We start from the raw sequence: 22121 nt of genomic DNA on the forward strand, positions 1-22121 counted from the left end.
CAGCGAATGAGGAATTAGACGTGGGTATCAAAATCAAGACTCTGGGCATCCCGTTGGCGGTAGCTGCCCTGCTGGCATTGGGCGGTTGCTCGACCCAGACCGTGGTCACCTTGCAGAACGGCACCCAGTATTTGACCAAGGACATGCCGAAGACCAAAACCGACGACGGCTTCTATGAGTTCGAGGATATTTCCGGCGCCAAGGTGAAAGTGCGGGCCGATGAAGTGGCCACGGTGCGCAAGGAAGACTGACGAAGCAATACCCCTGTAGGAGCTGCCGAAGGCTGCGATCTTTTGATTTGCAAGTTCAAGATCAAAAGATCGCAGCCTTCGGCAGCTCCTACAAAAACATCATTGATCGACAGTCATGCCCGGGATGCTGTTGTCGCAGTTCAAGTACGTTCCGCCACGCTTGGCCAGTTCGCCCTGCAAACGCTGGCAACGTTCCAGATCCTGCTGCGCCATGCGATCGATGCTCAGGTTGCCGGTGGTTTGTGGCTGCTTGCCATCGCCCAGACGAATCGTCACGAACGGTTGTTCGGGCTGGATCTGAAAGCGGCTTTTCTCTTCAACCGGTTCAACCACCTCGGTTTTCGCCGGGCTCGGCAACTGATCGGTGGTGACGCCATAACGGCTCAGAATCGAGCTTTGAGGCAGATCGGCCCAGGCATTGGCCGCTAACAGCGCCAGTCCCGCTACACCAACATACCCCTTGAAACCTTTCACGATTGAATCTCCTGTGCTCAATGGCGGCTAGCTATAGAACGTGTGTGCACGTGCTGGCTTTAGGCCGCATTTTCTGTTTGCACAGGGTTTGAGTCGGAGAATGGCTGACAAGTCACGTCAAATACACTTTGTGGCGAGGGGATTTATCCCCGATCGTCTGCGCAGCAGTCGTAAAATCCGGGCAGGCGGTGTTTCAGGCCTGCCACGGTCGGCGCAATTGGGGTTGCTACGCAACCCATCGGGGATGAATCCCCTCGCCACAGGTTATCGATGTGTCAGGCGATCACGATGCCATCGCCACTCAGGCTATTCAGCGCAACCCCAACCAATGTCACAGAATCGCCGCCAAACTTCAGCACCGTATCCTGCCCGACCGCCGTGGCGTGGGCGCGGAAGTCGTCGTTCGGCAACACACCCTGCACGCCAAGGAACACCAGTTTGTCGTTGGCGGTAAAGCCGACCACCCGATCCTGCCCGAACGCGCCATTGAACAGGAACGTATCCGCCCCGCCACCCGACTCCATCAGATCATTGCCGGCGCCACCGACAAACACATCGTTGCCCGCGCCACCAATCAAGTGATCGTTGCCATCGAGTCCAAACAACCAGTCGCCGCTGGCATTAGCCTTGAGTGTGTCAGCGCCGTTGCTGCCCTTCACGCTCGACTCATAGGCCGTGACATTGTTGCCAACCTTCAAGCCGCTGGCCGTGACGCTGTGGGTCACATCATCCTTGAACAACCCCCAGAGAAAACCCGGTTCCTTGGTGACAATGGCGCCGATGTCGCGGGTGATGCTGATCCCGCCACTGGCATCGCGAATGTACAGATTGCCCGCGCCGTCATTGGCAAAGTCGAAGGTGTTCACCGACTTCTGCAAGTCCAGCGTATTGCTGCCCTGCCCGCCAAGGATCATGTTGTAGCCGCCGCCATCACGGAAGGTGTCGTTGCCGGCGCGGCCTTCCAGATAGTCGTTGCCGCTGCCGCCCTGGATCAGGTCATTGCCGTCGCTGCCGATGACGAAAGTGCTGCCCTTGTGGGTCTCGGCGTTGCGGTTCAGATCCTGCACCCAGGTGTTGGCCCGCGCCGGGTCTGACAGGTTGGCGACGATGATCGTCGAGTCCTTGCTGGTCAGGTCATAGAACTTTGACTCGACGATCCGGTTCATGCCGTCGCCATAAGCCGTCGGCAAGTGCGAGATCCACGTCGGAATATTCAGGATCGAAAACGGCAGCACATTCCATGCGTTCGAAGCGTAGTGATCGTTGAAGCTGACGATGTTGTCGGTGGCCGATTCCTTCGGTGCATCGTGAACGCCGACCGAGGCGCCGGTGAAGGTCGAGCCGTCGAGGGCGCGGAATACCGGGTCGTTTTCGTAGCCGACGTTGAGCACCTTGTCGGTGCTGCTCTGGGTTGGCGAGGCGTAGGCGATGTAGTTGGAGTCGGCAAAGAACCCGCCCCACTTGCCGCCGCTCAAGTCCGCCATGCTGTTGACCGCCAACCCGCCGAGGCTGTGGCCGCTGACCAGCACATCTTTACCGGTGAGGCCGTTGGCCTTGGCGAACGCCATCACGTCATTGAGCAGATTGCCGAACGCTTCACCGACGTAATTCTTGGCGTAGTCCTTGGGGCCGAATGCCGCAAGCAGGTCGTTGATCACGTCGCCAATCGAATCGCCGATGAGGATTTCTCGCGGGCCGCTGGTGCCGCGAAAGGCAATGCCCAGTTCGGTGAGATGGCCCTGGGCGTCGTATTTGCCGAGGATTTCCACCTGAGCGCTGGTGTATCCGGCCTTCTCGCCGAAGAAGGTTCCGCGCGCGTCGGTCTTACCGTCGTAACCCAATTGCGAGGCAGTGATCGGCGTCCAGCCAGCCTTTTTCACGGCCTCAAGGGCGAGTTTTTCGGAATCGGGGTTCCAGGGAATGCCGGGGATAACGCCTTGTGAATCGGTGCCGCCAATCAGCGCGGTGACCAGCGTGGCCGGCAGGCCCAGGCCGAAGCCGTTGTGCTGATAACCGGCGGCAAAGCCGTTATCGAGGTTGTGGTAGGAATACAGCGTGATGGCCATGGCGTCGCTGAACAACGCCTTGGAATCGGCTGTACCGAAGTTTTTGTAGTCATACACACCCATTGCCATTGCCTCTCTTTTGTTGGAATTGTCAGAGATAGCTCACAGCCAGGGCGCCCCTCGCGGGACGCCCCGGAGCATTTCGATACAACACTACTTAACGCGGACACTGTAGGAGCTGCCGAAGGCTGCGATTTTTTGACTTTGCTCTTTAAAGCAAGATCAAAAGATCGCAGCCTCGTTTCACTCGACAGCTCCTACAGGATTACTGTTCAGGCGAACACGAAACTTGCGTCCGACAGGTTAGCCACTCCAACCCCCACAAGGGTCACGGCAAACTCGCCAATCTTCAGCACGGTATCGCCGCCCGACTGCGAAGCATGCTGCTTGTAGTCGTAGCCCTGCCCCGCGCCTTCGACGCCCATGAACACCAGTTTGTCGCTGCCCTGATAGCCGTTGATGGCATCAAAGCCGAACGCACCGCTGAACAGGAAGGTGTTGTTGCCACCCACCGCCGTCATCACATCATTGCCGGCGCCGCCGACGAAGGTCACATGGCCCTTGTCGCTGATCAGCTTGTCGTCGCCGCCCAGCCCGAACAACCAGTCGCCGTCATTGGTGGCGTGCAGCGCATTGCCGTAGCCATCGCCGCTAAGCGAATGGTTGTACTGGGTCAGCTCGCTGCCATTGGTCAAACCCTTGGCCGTGACGCCCCAAGTGATCTCCTTGCTGCCCCACCACGACCCCGACTCCTTGCTCACCAGCGCACCGATATCGCGGGTCATGCTGATGCCGCCATAGGCATCTCGCACGTACAGCGTGCCGTCACCGTCGTTGGCGAAGCTGAAGTTCTGCAACGGTTTCTGTAGTTCGAAGGTGTTGTGGCCCTGGCCGCCAAGCAGGATGTTGAAGCCGCCGTCATCACGGAAACGATCATCACCGCCCAAGCCTTCAAGGAAGTCGTTACCCACCCCGCCCTTGAGCCAGTCGTTGCTTTGCGTACCGATGATGAACGTGCTGCCGGTGTGTGCCTCGCCGCTGCGACCCAAGTCCTCGACCCAGGTTTTACCCCGGGACGCTTCCTCCAGATTGGAGACGACGATGGTCGAGTCCTTGTGGGTCAGGTTGTAGAACTTCGAATCGATCACCCGGTTCAAGCCATCGGCATAGCCCAGCGAACTGTGGGCCGACCAGTTCAGCGGGTTGACGATGCTGAACGGCACCAGGTTTTGCGCGGTAGACGCGTAGTTGTCGTTGAAGTTGACGATGTTGTCGGTGGTCGAATCGTGCGGCTTGTCGTGCTTGCCCATCGACGCAGTGCTGAACGTGGTGCCGTCGAGCACGCGGAACACCGGATCGTTCTCGTAACCGATGTTCAGCACGTTGTTGCCGGTGCTGCTCTGAGTCGGCGAGGCAAAAGACACATAGTTGGCGTCTTTGAAGAAACCACCCCAATTGCTCGCGCTCAACTCCGCAACGCTGTTAACCCCGAGCCCGCCGAGGCTGTGGCCGCTGATCAGCACGTCTTTGGCGGCGATGCCATTGACGATGGCGAACGCCGCAACAGCCTTGAGCAAATTGTCGAAGGCGTTTTTTGCGTATTGCGTGGCGTAATCCGACGGCCCGACGGCGGCCAGCAGATTGTTTTTCAAGTCGCCGAAGGTGTCGCTGTAACCCAGCCCGCCCGTGCCACGAAAGGCAATGCCAATACCGATCAACTTCCCGGCAGCGTCGTACTTGCCGAGCACTTCGGCCTCGGCGCTGGTGAAACCGTCCTTCTCGCCGAAGAACGTGCCCTGCGCACCGACCTTGCCTTGGTATCCCAGGGCTGTCGCGCTGACCGGCTTCCAGGCAGTCCCCGGCAAGGCTTGCCCGGTCGGCGTGTAGGCATACAGCGTCAGGGCGATGGCATCGCTGTACAACGCTTTGCCATCGGCATTTTTGTAATCAAACAGTCCCATGTTGTGCTCTCTCTTCCTTCAAACAAGTGCTGGCAGTTCCCTCTGGAACGGCCAGCCCTCCTTTAGAACTGCCAGTCGAGGGTCAGACCCACACCGTGGTCTTTCTCGTTGCTACCGATCAACCCGTTGTAATCAAGGTTCACCCGCACATCGCGATTGAGCGCCAGCCCGGCGCGCACGCCGACCACCGCCGCATCACGATCCAGCGACACGCTCTGCACATTGAACGCGCTGTTGCCGTTGGCGAATGCCAGATGATTTTCAGAGTCGACGCTGCTCAGGTTGTGCTGCCAGCCCAGCGTCGCGCCCAGTTCCAGTTGATGCTTGTCCGACAGGGCAAACGTGCGCTTGGCGCGGACACCGAGGGTCGACAACACCGCATCGCGATTGTCTTCACCGCCCTTCAGTGCGGCGGCATCACCCTTCTCGGTGAAGCTGTCGCTGTTCAGGTGCACGTAAGCCAGATTGGCGAACGGCTCCAGGTTCATCGGTTGCAGACCCAGGTCATAGGCCGCTTCGGTGAACAGTTGCGCCGTGGTCGCATCGCGTTTGACCTTCTGCTTGCCGCTGACGTCGCCGAATTGCAGATCACGCTTCACGTCGATGCGATGCCAGCTATAGGCGCCACCAACGGTCAAACGCAGTGCATCGATTTCATGGCCCAGATACGCACCCAAGTGGTAGCTGTCGACGGATGCCGACGAATGCGTGCCACTGCCCATGCTCAACGAGCTGTCGCTATAACCGGTAACGAAACCGAGGCGAGTATCTTCAGCGATCAAGCCGTCGACACCGGCCAGCAAGCCACCGATGGAACTGTTGGAATCGGCATAGTCATGCCCGCCATCGCTTTTGCCCCAGGCACCGAGCACCTTGACCCAGGCGTTGCTGCGATCGTCAGTCGGCGCATTGGCGTCGAACAGATCACGCTCGCGCAGACGTTCGCCCACGGCATCGCGCAGGTAACGGCTGTCGTTGATCAACATCGTGCCGATGGCCGGATGAATCTCGCCGGACAACTGCTGGAAGGCTTGCTGCGCCGAAGCGGCATTTGGCGACAACAGCAGGGTTTCGAACAGCGCATTGCCCGCGCCCAAGCGCTCGGCAGCGGCACCGACAGCACGCTGGTTAGGCGTCAGGCCGACGCTGGCGAACGACGCGTCTTTCCGCCCCACCGCCAGTTGGATGCCGCTCGCCGAGTAAGCGAGCGTGCCGCCGAGGAACGCATAATCCGGCAGCACCTGACCGAAGCGACCTTCAATGCCGCCAGCCGCTTGCAGGATGTTGTATTGCGTACCGAGCAAGCTTTTGACTTCGCCGGTGGTCAGCAAGGTCGGGCTGTTTTCCAGCGACATGGTCACGGTGGCGCCTTCAATGACTGCTTTGCCAGTGGCGACGATCTGGTCGCTGCTGGTCGGCGACAGCTCTACCGCGTAGGTCGAACCCGGCGCGAAAGTCACGTCACCCGCCACGTTCAGGGTGCCGATCGAATTGCCCGGCGCCACAGTGCCGCCGCTGTTGACCGACAACGTGCCGATGCGGCCATTACCGCCAAGGATGCCGCCGTCATTGACGGTGACCGCCGATTGCAGCGAACCGTTGATGGCCAGTCGGCCCTGATTGACCAGGGTCGGGCCGCTGTAGGTGTTGTTGCCAGTCAGCACCAGAGTGCCGATACCTTGCTTGGTCAAACCGCCGTGGCCGGAAATGTCGTTGCGCCAGGTGTCGAGGCCGCAAGTGATGTCGGTGCACACACGCTCGGTGGGTTTGCCCTGATCGATGATCGCGCCGATGCCCGGCAGATCCGCAACGAACTGGCCGGAACCGTACGCCCCCTGAATACGAAACTCTTCAGGAATGTCCTGCTCGGTGACGAACATCGACGGGCCATCAATGCCCTTGCGCAGGTTGATCATACCCCAGCCGTACAAGGCGTCGATGCCCGGTGCGCCGAGGTCGGTGGCGGTGGTACGCAATACCGTGGCGACCTGATCGCCGGTCATGTACGGGAAGCGCTCCATCAGCACCGCCATGGAGCCGGCCACGTGTGGCGCAGCCATCGAGGTGCCGTTGTAATTTTTGTAGCCGGTGGTCAGGTTGTCGGCGTTGGTGCCTTCGATGATCGCGCTGTAGATTTTCGTACCCGGCGCCGAGACGCAGAAGCTCGCGGTATAACCGCAGCGCGAAGAGAACGTACTCATGATGTACGGATTGGCGCTGGCCAGATCCGGATTCTGTTGTAACGCGGCGACGGTGATCCAGTTCGGTGCGATATCCGGGACGAAATAGCCGAGGCCGGCGATGGCGTCCGGGTTATTGAGGTTGTAGTCGTTGCCGGCGGCGAAAATCGTCACGATCCCGCTGCGCGCGGCGGCGATGGCGCCGTCATAGGCGCCGCCGGGTTTGGTGCCGAGCAACGTGCGGATCTCGTTGAACTGCACCTGCGCGTCGTTGACGGTGAAGTGCGGGTACGCCGGGTCGCGGCCACCGAGGTCGAAACGGTCGGTGATGCCGATGCCCCAACTGTTGTTGATGATCCGCGCGCCGCTGGCGATCAGCGCGTCCCAACCGGCCTTGTACACCGCGCCATCGTTACCGCGAACGATGCCATCTTCCGGGCCCGGGTCGCCGTTGTCAGCGCTGATGATCTGCGCGCCGAACGCCACGCCGTGCATCGGCCCGCCGTCACGGCTGCCCGCCGCAATGCCGCCGACGTGAGTGCCGTGGGCGCCGAGCTTGCCGTCAGAGCCAACCGAGGGCGAACCGTCATAGCGGAACGCATCCCCGGCTTTCACCGGAATGTACGGGTCGGTGTATTCGCGAATGCCGCTGGTGACCAGGGTGATGACTTTGTTACTGCCGGAAAACTCCGGGTGCGCGGCGTAAACCGGCTGGTCGAAAATGCCCAGTTTTACGCCTTTGCCGGTGTAGCCAGCAGCGTAGGCATGATCGGCACCGATGGCACCCAAACCCCAGTCAGCCTGGAATTCGGCGCTACGCCAACTCGTCGGATCGCCCGTGCGACCACTTTCCACATAGGACGCAGCGTGCGCGGAGCCCATGGTGGTGAGTGCGTACAACACGGCGCAAGTCAGCGTTTTCAGGGCAAAGCGGCCACCCGTTTGCGCGGGGGTATTGTTGTTGTTCATCCAGCGACCTTCCTTAGTGATGTTGCGAAAAATCCGTCTATCTCAAATGATGAGAATATCTTCCTGTGGCGAGGGGATTTATCCCCGATCGGCTGCGCAGCAGCCGCAAAACCTGCATCCGCGATTCCACTGGAAAATGCAGGGGCCGCTTCGCGCCCCAGCGGGAGCAAGCTCCCTCGCCACAGGTATGTGATCAACGGTGGTTCAGAACTGCCAGTTCAAGCTCAAACCAACACCGTGGCTCTTCTCGCGACTGGCCAGTTGTCCGTTGTAATCCAGGTTCACCCGCACGTCCTTGCTCAACGCCAGACTGGCCTGCACACCGACCAGCGCGGCGTCACGTACCAGTGCCGAACTCTCCACCGAGTACGGCGTGCCAGCGCTGGCAAAGCGCAGATGCTGCTCGGAATCGATATCGCTCAGGCTGTGCTGCCAGCCGAGATGGCCGCTGACATCCAGTGTCTGCTGCGCCGACAGGTTGAAGGTCTTGATCGCCCGCACACCGAGGGTGCTGAGCACCGCATCACGCTGATCGCCGGAGCTTTTCAGTGCGGCTGCGTCGCCCTTCTCAGTGAAGCCTTCGGTGTCCAGATGCACGTAAGCGAGATTGGCGAACGGTTCCAGCGCCAACGGTTGCAGGTGCAGTCGATAAGCCGCCTCGCCGAACACTTGAGTGGTCGCCGCATCAACCTTGGCTTTCTGTTTGGCGCTGACGTTGCCGTATTGCAGATCGCGCTTCACATCGGCGCGATGCCAGCTGTAGGCCGCGCCGGTGTTCAGACGCCAGGCGCCGATCTCGCGTCCGGCGTAAGCGCCGAGGTGATAGCTGTCGACTTTGGCTGACGAGTGCGTGCCCGAGCCCATGCTCAACGAACTGTCGCTGTAACCGGTGACCAGACCGATGCGGGTCTGGTCATCCAGTGCGCCGTCGACACCGGCCAACAACCCACCCAATGAGGTGCTGTAACCCGCCGTGTCATGGTTTGAATCAGTCGAGCCCCACGCCCCAAGTGCCTTGATCCAGCCGTTGTTTTGTTTGGCCGAGGCATCGTGCAGGCGTTCGCTCACGGTATCGCGCAACTGGCGGCTGTCGTTGATCAGCATCGTGCCCATCGCTGGGTAGATTTCGCCGCTCAGTTGCTGGAAGGCTTGTTGTGCGGAAGCTGCGTTCGCCGACAGCAGCAGGCTTTCGTAGACTGAGTTGCCCGCGCCCAAACCTTCGACGGCAGCGGCCACCGAACGCTGGTTCGGGGTTTGGCCGCCGCTGGCGAAGGACGTCGCGTTGCGTTCGATATCGAGTTGAATGCCGTTGGCCGCGTAATCGAGACTGCCGCCGATGAACAGGTAATCCGGCAGCACCGCACCGAACTGCCCCTGTATGCCACCGGCTGCTTGCAAGATGTCGTACTGACGGCCGAGCAGGCTTTGCGCCTCGGCGGTGCTGAGCAAGCTCGGGCTGTTTTCCAGCGACAGGCTGACCGTGGCGCCGCTGATATTTGCTGTGCCACCGGCGACGATGCGATCGCTGCTGGTCGGCGACAATTCAACGGCGTAGGTAGAGCCCGGCGCGAAGGTGACGTCACCGGCGACGTTCAAGGTACCGATGGAGTTGCCGGGCGCAACACGGCCGCCGCTGTTGGCGGTCAGCGAGCCGATCTGTCCGGAGCCACCCAGGGTGCCGCCGTTATTGACGGTAACCGCCGAAACCAGCGAGCCATTGACGCTTAACAGGCCGCCGTTGATCGTGGTCGGGCCGCGATAGGTGTTTTCCCCGGTAAGCAGCAAACGCCCTGCTCCGGACTTGATCAGGCTGCCCTGATAAACCCGGGTTGCCGCAGCAGCATCGCGGGCCATACCGACGGCATAATCCGTCTGATCCTGCTGACTGGCACCGGCGGCAACACCATTCTGCCAACCTTTGTCTTGCAAGGTCTGCTGCCAGGCGCTGTGTTCGGCGAGGTCTTCGCTCTGACGCTGGATCAGCGCCTTGTCGGAGATGTCATTGCTCCAGACATCGCTTTGCCCGGCCGCGAGATTGGCGTCAAACGCCCCGAGCAATTGCCCCGGCCCGCGCATCGCCCGGTTCAGGTTGGCCACGCCCCAGCCGACCCGCTCGCTGGGTGCATCGGTCACTGAGCCATCGAGTTGCGTGGCGGTGGTCAGCAGCACTTCGAGTGCCTGCTGATTGCTCATGTACGGGTAACGTTCCATCACCAACGCCAGTGCGCCAGTGGCGTGCGGCGCCGACATCGACGTGCCGGACTTGATCGCATAACCGCCGCCAGGAATCGTGCTGTCGATCTTCGCCCCGGGCGTGGTGATGCACCAGTACTTGGCGATGCCGCACTGGTTATACTTCTGCTGATTGCTCTGATCCAACCCGGACACCGCCAGCCAGTGGCCTTCAAGATCCGGCTGAAAGTACGGCAGCGCCGAGCGTACGCTGGCGTTCGGATAACCACTGTTGCCGGCGCTGAACACGTTGATCACGCCACGACGGGAAACATCGGCAGCCGCGTCGAGCCAGGTGCCTTTGTTGAAGTGCTGGGCGTAAGCGGCGTGCAGGTCGGCCAGTGTGCGGTAGCTGACATCCGGCGGCTGGCTGCCCCAACTGTTGTTGATCGCGCGCACGCCGGCATCGGCCAGTGCGTCGTACACCGCTTTGAAATAACGCGGATCGGGGTTGGGGCCGAACAGGAAACTGTCGTTCTTGTTGGTGTTGCCGACGTAGATCTGCGCGTTGTAAGCCACGCCGTGCATACCCGTGCCGTCACGGGACGCGCCCATGGTGCCGACCACGTGAGTGCCGTGGGAATCGTTGTTGGGGTTGAGGGTGCCGTCGACGTTGAACAGCGAGCCGTCAATGTAACTGCCGCTGGCCAGTACCGGGTGATATCGGTCAGTGGCGAACTCGGGATGGGCGGCATCGAAGCCGGAGTCGAGAGCGCCGATTTTCACGCCTTTGCCGGTGATGCCCGCCGCGTAAGCCTGATCGGCCTGCATGCGCTGAAGGCCCCAGTCACGCAGGAACTCGGCGCTGCGCCAACTGGCGGGATCGCCGGGTTTACCGGATTCCAGGTATTGAGCCTGGGCCTGGGAAACGGAAACTGCGAGCAACAGGGTGCCGACCGATATCGGCTTGATGCGTACTTCCATGTTCACCACTCACTTTCTTATTGTTGTGTAAGCGCTGGCGCAGGCTGGGATCTGTTGATCTTGATCTTCAAAACATAAAGTCAAAAGATCGCAGCCTTCGGCAGCGCCTACAGGGATTTGCGGTGTTATCGGGTTTTCGGGCCTTGTCCGAAGGCCTCATCCACCCGCGCCAGATCCTGTTCGTTCAAGGTCCCGGCGTAGTAATGCAACTTGGTCCAGGCCATCAAATAGTCGTACCGCGCCTGTGCCAGATCGCGGCGGGTGGTGAACAACTGCTGCTCGGCGTTCAACGCATCGAGATTGGTCCGTTCACCGCCGAGAATGCTTTGCTTGGTCGAAATCACCAGCGCTTCCGCCGAGGTGAGGGCTTTCTGGTAAGCGCGTAATTTATTCACTCCGGACAGGCAGGCGCTGAACTGACGACGCAGTTCAATCAGCGTCTCGCGGGTCTTGCCATCCAGTTCGTACTCGGCCTGTTCCATGCTGCGGCTGGCCTGACGCGTCGAGGCCGACACCCCGCCGCCGGCATACAACGGCACGCTGACTTCCAGGCCGATGGTGTTGGTTTCGTAGCGCTGGTTGTAGGTGTTGCCGCTTTCCGATTCGTTCTGCCGCATCGAGGCATAGGCGTTGATTTTCGGCAGATGCCCGGCACGATTGCGCTCTACCTCGTACCGCGCCACTTCCACGGCCTGACGTTGGGAGGCCAGGTTCGGGTTATTGCTGATCGCCATTTCGTGCCAGGTGTCGAAATTGGCCGGCATCAGCGCGAAGGTCTGGAAATTCTGATCCAGCGGCGCCAGATCGCTGATGTCCACGAAAGGTGCGCCAACCAGTGCGCCCAGTTCACGCAGCGCGGCATCCTGTTCGTTGCGCGCTTCGATCTCCTCAGCGGTCGCCAGCTCATAACGCGACTCGGCTTCGAGAATGTCGGTGCGCGTGCCTTCGCCCTGCTTGAACATGTGCTCGTTCTGCTGGAACTGCTGTTCGTAGGCCTTCTTCTTCGCTTGGGCGATATCGATCTGATCCTGGGCAAACAAGGCTTTGGTGTAGTTATCCAGCACCCGTACCAACAGTTCCTGGCTCTTGCCGCGAAAGTTCTCGTCAGCGAACAACGACTGCGCCACGCCCTTGCGATATGCCGCATAGGCTTCGTAATCGAGCAACGGTTGTTGCAGCGTCAGGGCCGAGCCGTAACTGCTGTAATTGCGCTCGTCCGTACGATTGCGCGCTCGTTCATCGAGGGACGTGGCCTTCGACGTATTGCGGCCCTTGTTATAGGTGTAACCGATTCGCGGCAGCAGCCCGGCGCGGCCAATGGCGCGGTTCTCCAGGCCGGCGTCACGCTCCTTGATCGCACCGAGGAACACCGGATCATTGCGCAACGCCTGTTCGTAGATCTCGAACGGCCCCATCGCCGCCACTGCCGAGTGACTCGCGAGCAGCATCAATGCCGCCCCGAGCATGGAAAGCTTATTCATACAGCCGGACATCCTTATTCTTCGGTCAACGCAGAGCCGGCCCGGTCGAGCAGCGGTTTGAACAGATAGTTGAGGAGTGAACGTTCACCGGTGCGCACAAACATTTCTGCCGGCATGCCGGGCTTGATCACCAGGCCATTGAGCTTTTCCATGGCCTGATCGCTGACGCTGCTGCGCAACACGTAGTACGGCACGCCGGTTTTCTCATCGACCATCTGGTCGGCGGAAATCAGGCTGACTTCACCGGGTACACGCGGGGTTTTACTCTGGTTGAACGCGGTAAACAGGATGTCCACCGGCAGGTGCGTGCCAACCTTGTCGATCAGGTTGATCGGCAAATGTCCTTCCACTTCCAGGGTGGTGCCTTGCGGAACGATCTCCAGCAGGGTCTCGCCCTGACGCACCACCGCGCCTTCGGTATGCACGCCCAGATTGACCGCCACGCCATCCGCCGTGGCGACGATTTCGCTGTGTTGCAGATCGAAACCGGCGGAGGTCAATTGTTCGGACAGAGTGACGCTTTTCAACTGCGCGTCGGCCAGTTGCGTGCGGACTTCCTTCTGATATTCCTCGCTGTGCTGTTGCAGTTTCAGGCGCGATTCGAGGATGCCCTGCTCCACGCGACCGCTTTCACCGGTGTTTTCCGCCAGTTGCTGCTGCACTTGCGACAGTTGGCGCTGATATTCCATCAAGCGGTTGCGCGGGATGTAGCCGTTGTCGGCCAGTGGTTGCAGGTTGCTCAACTGTTGTTGCAGCGAGTCCGCCTGTGCATTGAGGTCAGTGCGCGCGCGGCGCATACCGGCCAGTTGCGCAGTGGCGCCTTCGATGCTGGCGCGCAATCCGGCCTGCTCGCGATAGAACGCTTCGCGGCGGCTGCTGAACAACTGACGCTGACCTTCAAGGACCAACGCCAGACGCGGGTCCGGGTCGTTGCTCAACTCGGCCGGAAAGGTCACTTGCTTGAGGTTGTCACGCTCGGCCTGCCAGCGCGCCAGACTGGCCCAGGCCATGCGGTATTGCGCTTGAAGCGATTGCACATCGGCGGCGACTTGCGTCTGGTCGAGGCGAAACAGCGGTTGCCCCTGTTTCACGATTTCGCCTTCGCGCACCAGAATCCGGCTGACAACGCCGCTGCTCATCGACTGCACCGCTTTACGTTTGCCCGAGACCACCACAGTACCCTGCACCGGAATGCCCTGATCCAGCGGCGCCAGAGCCGCCCAAGTGAAGAAACTGCCGGCGCCGACAATCGCCAGAATCCAGCCCATACGCGCGAAGAACTTCGCATCGCGTTCCGGGCGTTCGGTGATGTACGCGTGTTCCATGCTCGCTTCGTTTTCAGTGTTCATGCTGACGCTGCTCATACACCCGAATTCCTTGTCGTGGGCTGGTACTGCCGACTCATGCTGAGCCCGCCCGGTGCTTGCGCAGTTTTCTCGCGAGGTTGTTCATTGGCGGCGCCAGACAGCGCCTTGAGCACGTCCTGACTGGCGCCAAAGGCTTGCAAACGCCCGTCGTTGAGCACCAGCAGCTTGTCGGCCTGGGCCAGCACCGAAGAACGATGCGTCACCAAAACAACGGTGGTGCCTTGGGCCTTGAGCTGGGCGATGGCGCTGGCCAATGCCGCTTCACCGACGGTGTCGAGGTTGGAGTTGGGTTCATCCAGCACCACCAGACTTGGCGTGCCGTACATCGCGCGAGCCAGTGCCACGCGCTGCTTCTGACCGCCGGACAAGCCGCTGCCGTCCTCACCCAGTTGCGTGTCGTAGCCTTGCGGCAGGCGCAGGATCATTTCGTGGACACCCGCCTGTTGCGCAGCGGCCACGACTTTCTGCGCATCGGCCTCGCTGAAACGCGCAATGTTCTCAGCAATGCTGCCGCTGAACAGTTCGATGTCTTGCGGCAAGTAGCCAATGTACGGACCGAGTTGGTCGCGATTCCAGCGATGGATATCCGCGCCGTCCAGTCGCACCGTGCCACCCAGTGTCGGCCACACGCCGACCAGTACACGGGCCAGCGTCGACTTGCCGGAGCCGGACGCACCCAGTACACCCAGCACTTCACCAGCGCCAAGGTTGAAGTTGACCATATGCAACGTCGCGGCACGCTGCCCCGGCGGGCCGGCGCTGACTTGCTCGAAGGTGATCTGGCCTTTCGGCGCCGGCAGCGACATGGCGTCATCACTTGGCGGGAAGGCTTGCAACAATGCGTCGAGACGCCGGTAAGCCAGCTTAGCCCCGCTCCACTGTTTCCACACCGCAATCAATTGGTCGATCGGACTCAGCACGCGACCCATCAGGATCGAACCTGCGATCATCATCCCGGCAGTCATGTCGCCCTTGATGACCAACAACGCGCCCAATCCAAGCACCAGCGATTGCAGGCATAAACGCAAGGTTTTACTCAGAGAACTGATCACGGCGCCGGTGTCGCTGGCCTGATTCTGCAGACCGAGAAAGCGCGAATGCACCTGGAACCAGCGTTTGCGCAGCGAACCGAGCATGCCCATCGCCTGAATGGTCTCGGCGTTGTGAAGGTGACTGGTGGCCAACTGGCTGGACTTCTGCGAGAAACCGGCGGCTTCGCCCAGCGGCTTTTTGGTCATGTATTCGTTGAGGCAGGCCAATGCGATCAGCAACAGCGCACCCGCAGTGGCAAGCACACCGAGCCAGACGTTGAACAGGTAAATCACGAACAGATACACCGGGAACCACGGCGCATCGAAAAACGCGAACAACGCAGGCCCGGTGACGAATTGGCGAATGTGAGTCAGGTCGCCCAGCGACTGGCCGGCGTTGCCTTCGCCCTTGAACAGGTTGCGTTCGAACGCCGCCTGATAGACCCGCAGGTTGAAACGGCGCTCCAGTTGGCTGCCGATACGGATCACGATAAAGCTGCGCACCACTTCCAGCAGGCCGATGAAAGCGAAGAAACCGACGACCATCAGCGACAGCATCACCAGAGTGGTTTCGTTCTGCGACGACAGCACCCGGTCATAGACCTGGAGCATATAGATGGAGGGCACCAGCATCAGCACGTTAATCAGTGCGGTAAAGCAGCCGACGCTGATCAGAATGCTTTTATAGTCACCCAATGCCTTGAATAAGGGAGCGGTGGCTGGGGCCTTCGCCATCTTCATTGATTCTTCCTGGTCAATATCTCTCGCCAACTCTGGGCGAGACTTGAATTAGTTATCCGCGCGATGCCGGAACTTGCTTTTCAGGTGGCCGCTTACACTTTCATAACAACTTCCGTTATTTCTTACGGTGCAGTTGCCATTAAAGAGCCTGCTTATAACCACGCAGCAGGGCCTTATATTAAAACTCTGTCAGCTACTTGATCATCACGACGATTGCGCAGTGCGTTGAAGTGTAATGACCAGGCCTGATTTCAAAGTCGTCAGGTAAAGCCCATCACGTTGTCGGCTGAAGAACTGAATTCTTGAGCCCTCCTTGCCGGTAATCGACAAACCGTCAGGATCCGGAAACCAACCGATCGGCACTTCCTCAAGCCATGCGCCCAGGCAGTCGGCGCCCTTGCCCAGCGTCTTGTTTGAAGCCAGTTCCACAAGGCAGGTATTCGAAGGCTTGTCTTGCATTTTTTGTGCTTCGGGCGAGTCGCCCCGAGCCGACAAGGTCGCCTGCCACTGACCGGCGAATACCGAGGGTTCTTCGAGTCTCAGGCTGCTTGCCATGCTTGTTTCTCCAGAAATCATAATCAGCGTTGCCATCAGCCACGCCAGCGTCTTGTAGGTAAAAGCGTTTCGACTCATAGGACATTTCACTCCGATGCCTAGCCTTGCCTACCGGGCAGGACGATGCAAGCGAGAAAGCGGCGCATCACGCGCCGCTCTCCTGTTTCACATCAAGCCGCGATGTCGCTGGTTATTGCCTGGCCAACGGTGCTGACCTGGAAGTCGGCCACGCCGTGCCCGGAGAAGTCCACCGAGAGCAGGCTGTTGCCGCCCGACGAAGTCAGAACCGCATCGCCGGCTGCACCGGTGAAGCTGCTGACAAAGTGCAGGCCGGCGCCTTTGGTGATACCGGTCAGGTCGATTTTGTCGAGACCGCTGACAAAATCGAGGATCTGATCGATCGCACCCGGCTTGGAGTCCGAGCTGGCCGCGAACACAAACGTGTCCGAACCGGCGCCGCCCAACAGCTTGTCGGCACCGCCAGCGCCCCAGAGGATGTCGTTGCCGGCACCGCCCTTGAGCTCGTTGGCCACGCTGTTGCCGATCAGCAGATCGTTGCCCGAACCGCCGATGGCGTTCTCGATGATCGCGCCCTTGGCGATGGACACGTTGCCCACCAGGCCGCCCACGTCGGAGAACGAAGCGTCATTGAGGTTGATCTTCTGGTTCTGGGTGAAACCCGAGAAGTCCAGAGTGTCCTTGCCGCCCGCATCCCACACCGAGAACACCACTTTGTCACTCGACGACGAAGCGCTGAGGAAATCGCGACCGGTGTTGGAGTTGAAGCCGTAGGTGGTGTCACCGGTACGGGTGGTGGTGTTGGCACCGTAAAGCTTCTGGATCGCAGCGATATCGTCCATCAGCGGGCCGGAGGAATAGGCTTCTACGCCGCCCTTGCTGAAGTTCTGATTGGTGTTGCTCTCGCTCCAGTAACTCATGACGCTGTAGCCGCGGGTGTCTTGCCCGTAGGAAGCGTCGTTGTAAGTCGGGTTGCCATTGCCGGCGTTGTAGTCGCCAGGGTGGGCCAGACCGAGGCTGTGACCGATTTCGTGAGTCAGAGTCTGACGACCGTAGTTGTTCAACTCCGGATTTTTGTTTTGCGTGTAGCCACTGTTGATCAGGTACCACGAGGTGCCGTCGTAGCCGGCGCCGGTGCCTGGCAGATAAGCGAACGCTGCAGCGCCATCCTGACCACCGCTGTAGTTACCGAAGGTCATGTGGCCGTCGCCGCCCGAGGCTTTTTCGGTGAAGGTGACATTGGCCACATCGGCCCAGGATTGCATGGCGAGCTTGGCCTGGGCTTGTTGCTGAACACTGAACTGACTGAACCCGCTGATCCCGTGCTTGTTCATCGTGCTGGACGATGCCGACGTCAGGAACGTGTAGGTAAGTTCAATCTTGCCGCTGCCGTCCTTGTCTTGGTAGGCAGCGCCGTCGCGCAGCAACTGGGTTGCGGCCTGGTCAACGGAGAAGGAGGGTTTGCCATTGACCGTGAGGTTGCCGCCACGATCATATTGATGGCTGAAGCTATTGATCTGGTTGTACGCCGAGCTGGCTGCGGCCAGAGGTTGCGGCGCCGCGGACAGCAGAAAAGCCTGTTCGGCAGTATCAATAGCATTCGATTTAACTTTCGACATAAACACACTTCCTTGTTTAGCAATGGAACAGTTTTTGTCAGATAGCGACAATCTCTGGCGAGATCGTCCTATCACTCGCCCAATGAAGGCGTAAGAAACCTGACACAATTCGAAATCTGTCGTAAAGGATTTTTTTGAGATCGAATCTGGCTGTTCCGGGAAACTCCCGTAAACAATGCGCGCGGGGGACGAAAGAATGTTTTAAAGGGCGAGGCATTGCCTAATTGTCTGACGTTTTTCTATTTAAATATTAAATATGGGTAAGTTGCTTTTTGTAAGATACGTCTCACTTTTCTGCACATTATTAGTGCGTGCCAGCGGATTGATATCAATCAATAACAGCCACTTAAAACTCATTGTGGGAGCGAGCAAGCTCGCTCCCACAGGATTTTTGTTGTGTTAGCTACCGGTGCGAATCTTGTTCCATACCCGCGTGCGAATCCGGTCGATATTCAGCGGCATCGCCTCCAGCGCAAACAGTTTGCCCATCATCTCCGGGCTCGGGTAAACCTTGGTGTCGTTCTTGATGGCCGGGTCGATAAGGCTGTCGGATTGTTCGTTGCCATTGGCGTAGTGCACGGAGTTACTGATGTCCGCCATCACGTCCGGGCGCAGCAGGTAGTTCATGAACGCATAACCGGCCTTCTCGTCCGGTGCGTCGTTGGGCATGGCGACCATGTCGAACCAGATCGCCGCGCCTTCCTTGGGAATTGCGTAGCCGATTTCGATACCGTTCTTCGCTTCTTTGGCGCGGCTCTCGGCTTGCAGGATGTCGCCGGAGAAACCGACGGCCACGCAGATATCGCCGTTGGCCAGGTCACTGGTGTATTTCGAGGAATGGAAGTAGCTCACGTACGGCCGCACCTTCATCAGGAGCGCCTCGGCCTTTTTGTAGTCCTCGGGATTCTTGCTGTGGTGCGGCAGGCCCAGGTAGTTGAGCGCGGCCGGGAGCAGTTCCGGGCCATTGTCGAGGATGGCTACGCCGCACTTCTGCAGTTTTTCCATGTACTCGGGCTTGAAGATCAGATCCCAGGAATCCACCGGTGCGTCGTCGCCCAGCACCGCTTTGATCTTGGCGACGTTGTAACCGATGCCGGTGCTGCCCCACAGATAAGGAAAACCGTGCTCGTTGCCCGGATCGTTGGTCTGCAAAGCCTTGAGCAGTACCGGATTGAGATTCTTCCAGTTCGGCAACTGGCTCTTGTCGAGCTTCTTCAGCGCCCCACCCTGAATCTGCCGGGCCATGAAGTGGTTGGACGGGAACACCACGTCATAACCTGAGTTGCCGGTCATCAACTTGCCGTCGAGGGTTTCGTTGCTGTCGTACACGTCATAGGTGACGCCGATGCCGGTTTCTTTCTGAAAATTCTTGGTGGTGTCCGGCGCAATGTAGCTGGACCAGTTGTAGACCTTTACCGTGTCTGCGGCGTGACTGATGGAGGCGACCAGCAGCAGCGGCGCCAGGGCGAGGGTTTTCTGGATCATGGGTCGATTCCTGTAGAGGCTATTGTTGTTGGCAGGCAATCAAAGGATCAAACAATCAGAAAATCAGTACGTAGGTCTTGCGCACGGTCTCGTGGATATCCCAGATACCGAGCGTGTTGGCCGGCAACATCAGTGCATCGCCACCTTGTATATGCAGGGTTTCGCCGCCCTCATCCGGGGTGAACGTGCAGCGCCCGGAGATGAAGTGGCAGAACTCCTGAGCGGTAATCTGCCGGCGCCAACGCCCGGGCGTGCACTCCCAGACGCCGGTTTCGACGCCGTCTTCACGCTCGACGCTGGTGGTCGAGGCAATGGCGATCGGTTCGCCGAGCGGTACGGCCACCGGATTGGATTCTTCCAGTTGGAGCGTGGCGGTGTTTTTGAACTGGGTGATGCTCATGGCGTTACCTGTCTTGGGGCTTTCTTGGTGGCTTTTTTTGGATTGCGTTGACGCTCAGTGCATGAAACCTTCCATGAAACCGGCCACCTGACTGGCGAGCTTGCGCCGCCATGGCGCGGTCGCCGGGTTGGCCAGGGTCTGGTCTTCGTGGACGAAGCTTTTGATGATCGCGTTGTAGCCGAGCCAGCGGCACGGCTCCGGCTCCCACGCACGTAGCGCGTGAATTCCGCCATCCGGCAGCACCCACGGCTGTTTAACCAATTCGCTGTCGCGTTCCAGAATCAGATCCGCCAGAGTGCGGCCACCGAGATTGCTGGCACCGACGCCCTCCCCGCCATAGCCGCCGGACAGCGCAATGCCGTTGGCCCGATCGCAGAGCATGTGCGGTTTGAAATGCCGGGACATGCCAAGATTGCCGCCCCAGGCGTGGGTGATCTGTACGTTTTTCAGTTGCGGGAACAGTTCACCGAACAAGTAGCGACGCAGTTCGACCTCATCGCGGGTCAGGTCAAAGTTGTGGCGCAGCTTGCCGGCAAACTGATAGCCGCCACGGGCGCCGAAGATCAAACGGTTGTCGGCACTGCGCTGGCCATACGTCACCTGGCGACTGAACTCGCTGAAGGCCTGGCCGCGACTGAGGCCGATCTCGTCCCAGGTCGCGGCGGACAACGGCTCGGTGGCGACGATCAGGCTTTGCACCGGCAACTGATAGCGCCCCAGCGGCGGCAATGTCACCGCATACCCTTCAACCGCCGGCACGATCCAGCGACTGCGCACACTGGCCTTGGCCGTGCGCACGCTACCCGACTGCCAGTGCGTGACAGGGCTGTTTTCGTAAATTCTCACGCCCATGTTCTGCACGGTGCGCGCAAGGCCTCGAACCAGTTTGGCCGGGTGGATGGTCGCCACGTGTGGCGCATAAATGCCGCCGTACGGTTTGGCGATGCGGATCTGCTGCGCCAGTTGCTCGGGGCTGAGCCAGCGGTAGTCGTTGTCGGTCAGGCCTTGGGCGTGCAGGCTGGCGAGGTATTCACGCAGACTGGCTTCCTGCTCCGGGTAACGCGCGGCGCAGTACAAAACGCCACCCTTGCGGTAATCGCAGTCAATGCCTTCGCGTTCGAGGACAACTTCCACTTCATCGGGGATGCTGTGCAGCAGATCGAACGAGGCGCGACGCTGCTCTGGCGACAACCCGGCCAGCAGACGATCTTCACCGAGCAGATTGCCCATCAGCCAACCGCCGTTGCGGCCGGACGCGCCGAACCCGGCGGTTTGCGCCTCAATGATCGCGATGTCCAGGTCCGGGGCCTGTTTCTTCAGGTAGTACGCCGTCCACAGCCCGGTGTAACCGGCGCCGATGATCGCCACGTCGACGTCCAGATCCCGTTCAAGCTCCGGCCGCGCGATCAGCGGCTCGTCGAGTTGATCCATCCACAAACTGATAGTGCGCCACGCCGGCATGCAAGACTCCGCCACTGAAAACCTTCGATGGCGTCGATCCTAGTGCGCAAGCTCAGAGGATGTCTTGCGCGCGTGTCCGCAAAGAAATTTGTTTGGCGTAAGCCTTGGGCGACTGACCGGTGTGCTGCCGGAAACAGCTGTAGAACGCCGATAGCGAGTTGAATCCGGCCGCAAAGGCCAGCTCATCGATACGCACTGGCGCCGTGGCGGCGTCCAGGGATTTGAGCAAATGCTGTAACCGTGCCTGATTGACGTAGCGATAAAAGCTTTGCCCAAGCACTTGATTGAGCAGGTAGGAAATCTGGTTACGGCTGTATCCGCACTCCTTCGCCACCCGTTGCAGATCAAGCGCAGGATCAAGATACGGCTGTTGCCGCTCGAAATATTGCTGCAGATCGTCAGCCATGAAGCTCAGTTGGCGCGGAGAAAGTCCCAATCGACTGACGGCCGGACGCTGGCTCGGCGTTGTCTTGTCACTGGTTTGCCCACGCACCAGTGAGGCGTACTCGTTGACACGCCAGATCAAACCGTCCCTGACCGTGATCGCCTCACTGGAACGGAACGACACCAGACCGTCGCCACCGCGCAAGGTCACTTCGTATTGAATGAACGCTGTGTTGCCGTCGACACGGATCCGGTCGCAATGCTCCAGCGCTTCGTCGAATTCCCGCGGCATGCTGACGCGCACATACTCGCGCAACTCGTCGAGGCCCAGTACGCGGTTCTGGAAAAAATCGTTGTACTGGATATCCGGGTGATACAGCGCCATGACGCTGTCCAGCTCGCGGTGTTTCCAGCTCAGGTGGTAGCGCATGACCGTGGCAGCCGTGGCCTTGGTCTGTTCTGGGCCGTCGTCGTCGGCGTGCATAAGGAGCTCGGCGAAAAAGAACCGAGCTTGCCCAAGTT

At 59.8% G+C, this 22121-nt stretch carries 15 protein-coding genes; 1 reads left to right on the top strand and 14 read right to left on the bottom strand.

What is annotated here, in order from left to right:
• Nucleotides 1-26: 26 nt before the first annotated feature.
• Entirely contained in the window at nt 27-251 is a 225-nt protein-coding gene (locus tag ACA074_RS14430; RefSeq protein ID WP_187681354.1) for a YgdI/YgdR family lipoprotein, read from the top strand.
• Nucleotides 252-350: 99 nt separating this feature from the next.
• On the opposite strand, the gene ACA074_RS14435 is transcribed toward ACA074_RS14430, so the two are convergent.
• From ACA074_RS14435 to ACA074_RS14500, 14 genes are all read right to left on the bottom strand, one after another.
• A complete protein-coding gene (locus ACA074_RS14435) occupies nt 351-725 on the bottom strand; it encodes a hypothetical protein (RefSeq protein WP_401264033.1) in 375 nt (124 codons plus the stop codon).
• Between the two features lie 275 nt (nt 726-1000).
• Nucleotides 1001-2854 carry a polyurethane esterase gene (locus tag ACA074_RS14440; protein WP_497679330.1) on the bottom strand — a complete coding sequence of 618 codons (1854 nt, stop codon included), beginning with the start codon at nt 2852-2854 and terminating at the stop codon, nt 1001-1003.
• A gap of 209 nt (nt 2855-3063) precedes the next feature.
• The gene (locus ACA074_RS14445; protein ID WP_497677197.1) at nt 3064-4752 is read right to left on the bottom strand and encodes a polyurethane esterase; all 1689 of its coding nucleotides are present in this window, start codon (nt 4750-4752) and stop codon (nt 3064-3066) included.
• A gap of 62 nt (nt 4753-4814) precedes the next feature.
• Entirely contained in the window at nt 4815-7901 is a 3087-nt protein-coding gene (locus ACA074_RS14450; RefSeq protein WP_497677198.1) for an autotransporter domain-containing protein, read from the bottom strand.
• A 204-nt stretch (nt 7902-8105) separates the two neighbouring features.
• Entirely contained in the window at nt 8106-11057 is a 2952-nt protein-coding gene (eprS, locus tag ACA074_RS14455; RefSeq protein WP_497677199.1) for an autotransporter serine peptidase EprS, read from the bottom strand.
• Between the two features lie 125 nt (nt 11058-11182).
• Entirely contained in the window at nt 11183-12550 is a 1368-nt protein-coding gene (locus ACA074_RS14460) for a TolC family outer membrane protein (protein WP_497677200.1), read from the bottom strand.
• Nucleotides 12551-12552: 2 nt separating this feature from the next.
• A complete protein-coding gene (locus ACA074_RS14465; protein WP_187678996.1) occupies nt 12553-13902 on the bottom strand; it encodes an HlyD family type I secretion periplasmic adaptor subunit in 1350 nt (449 codons plus the stop codon).
• A complete protein-coding gene (locus tag ACA074_RS14470) occupies nt 13899-15677 on the bottom strand; it encodes a type I secretion system permease/ATPase (protein WP_497677201.1) in 1779 nt (592 codons plus the stop codon). Before ACA074_RS14470 ends, ACA074_RS14465 begins: the two co-directional genes overlap by 4 nt.
• Before the next feature lie 204 nt (nt 15678-15881).
• Nucleotides 15882-16310 carry an AprI/Inh family metalloprotease inhibitor gene (locus ACA074_RS14475; protein WP_489879582.1) on the bottom strand — a complete coding sequence of 143 codons (429 nt, stop codon included), beginning with the start codon at nt 16308-16310 and terminating at the stop codon, nt 15882-15884.
• A 92-nt stretch (nt 16311-16402) separates the two neighbouring features.
• A complete protein-coding gene (locus ACA074_RS14480) occupies nt 16403-17869 on the bottom strand; it encodes a serralysin family metalloprotease (protein WP_489879581.1) in 1467 nt (488 codons plus the stop codon).
• A gap of 399 nt (nt 17870-18268) precedes the next feature.
• Complete coding sequence (locus ACA074_RS14485) at nt 18269-19354, bottom strand: polyamine ABC transporter substrate-binding protein (protein ID WP_187678992.1); 1086 nt, start codon at nt 19352-19354, stop codon at nt 18269-18271.
• 55 nt (nt 19355-19409) lie between these two features.
• Entirely contained in the window at nt 19410-19754 is a 345-nt protein-coding gene (locus tag ACA074_RS14490) for a cupin domain-containing protein (protein ID WP_497677202.1), read from the bottom strand.
• A gap of 54 nt (nt 19755-19808) precedes the next feature.
• Nucleotides 19809-21215, bottom strand: a complete 1407-nt coding sequence (locus ACA074_RS14495; protein ID WP_401264017.1) for an NAD(P)/FAD-dependent oxidoreductase — start codon at nt 21213-21215, stop codon at nt 19809-19811.
• Between the two features lie 52 nt (nt 21216-21267).
• Complete coding sequence (locus tag ACA074_RS14500; protein ID WP_497677203.1) at nt 21268-22083, bottom strand: helix-turn-helix domain-containing protein; 816 nt, start codon at nt 22081-22083, stop codon at nt 21268-21270.
• Between the last annotated feature and the right edge of the window lie 38 nt (nt 22084-22121).

The sequence above is a fragment of the Pseudomonas sp. LBUM1655 genome, from assembly GCF_059716085.1.

Excerpts from the sequence above, each read along its gene's own strand:
- ACA074_RS14440 (WP_497679330.1), bottom strand. The coding sequence starts at position 2,854 with ATGGGTGTGTATGACTACAAAAACTTCGGTACAGCCGATTCCAAGGCG.
- ACA074_RS14445 (WP_497677197.1), bottom strand. The coding sequence starts at position 4,752 with ATGGGACTGTTTGATTACAAAAATGCCGATGGCAAAGCGTTGTACAGC.
- ACA074_RS14450 (WP_497677198.1), bottom strand. The coding sequence starts at position 7,901 with ATGAACAACAACAATACCCCCGCGCAAACGGGTGGCCGCTTTGCCCTG.
- eprS (WP_497677199.1), bottom strand. The coding sequence starts at position 11,057 with ATGGAAGTACGCATCAAGCCGATATCGGTCGGCACCCTGTTGCTCGCA.
- ACA074_RS14460 (WP_497677200.1), bottom strand. The coding sequence starts at position 12,550 with ATGTCCGGCTGTATGAATAAGCTTTCCATGCTCGGGGCGGCATTGATG.
- ACA074_RS14465 (WP_187678996.1), bottom strand. The coding sequence starts at position 13,902 with ATGAGCAGCGTCAGCATGAACACTGAAAACGAAGCGAGCATGGAACAC.
- ACA074_RS14470 (WP_497677201.1), bottom strand. The coding sequence starts at position 15,677 with ATGAAGATGGCGAAGGCCCCAGCCACCGCTCCCTTATTCAAGGCATTG.
- ACA074_RS14475 (WP_489879582.1), bottom strand. The coding sequence starts at position 16,310 with ATGAGTCGAAACGCTTTTACCTACAAGACGCTGGCGTGGCTGATGGCA.
- ACA074_RS14480 (WP_489879581.1), bottom strand. The coding sequence starts at position 17,869 with ATGTCGAAAGTTAAATCGAATGCTATTGATACTGCCGAACAGGCTTTT.
- ACA074_RS14485 (WP_187678992.1), bottom strand. The coding sequence starts at position 19,354 with ATGATCCAGAAAACCCTCGCCCTGGCGCCGCTGCTGCTGGTCGCCTCC.
- ACA074_RS14490 (WP_497677202.1), bottom strand. The coding sequence starts at position 19,754 with ATGAGCATCACCCAGTTCAAAAACACCGCCACGCTCCAACTGGAAGAA.
- ACA074_RS14495 (WP_401264017.1), bottom strand. The coding sequence starts at position 21,215 with ATGCCGGCGTGGCGCACTATCAGTTTGTGGATGGATCAACTCGACGAG.
- ACA074_RS14500 (WP_497677203.1), bottom strand. The coding sequence starts at position 22,083 with ATGCACGCCGACGACGACGGCCCAGAACAGACCAAGGCCACGGCTGCC.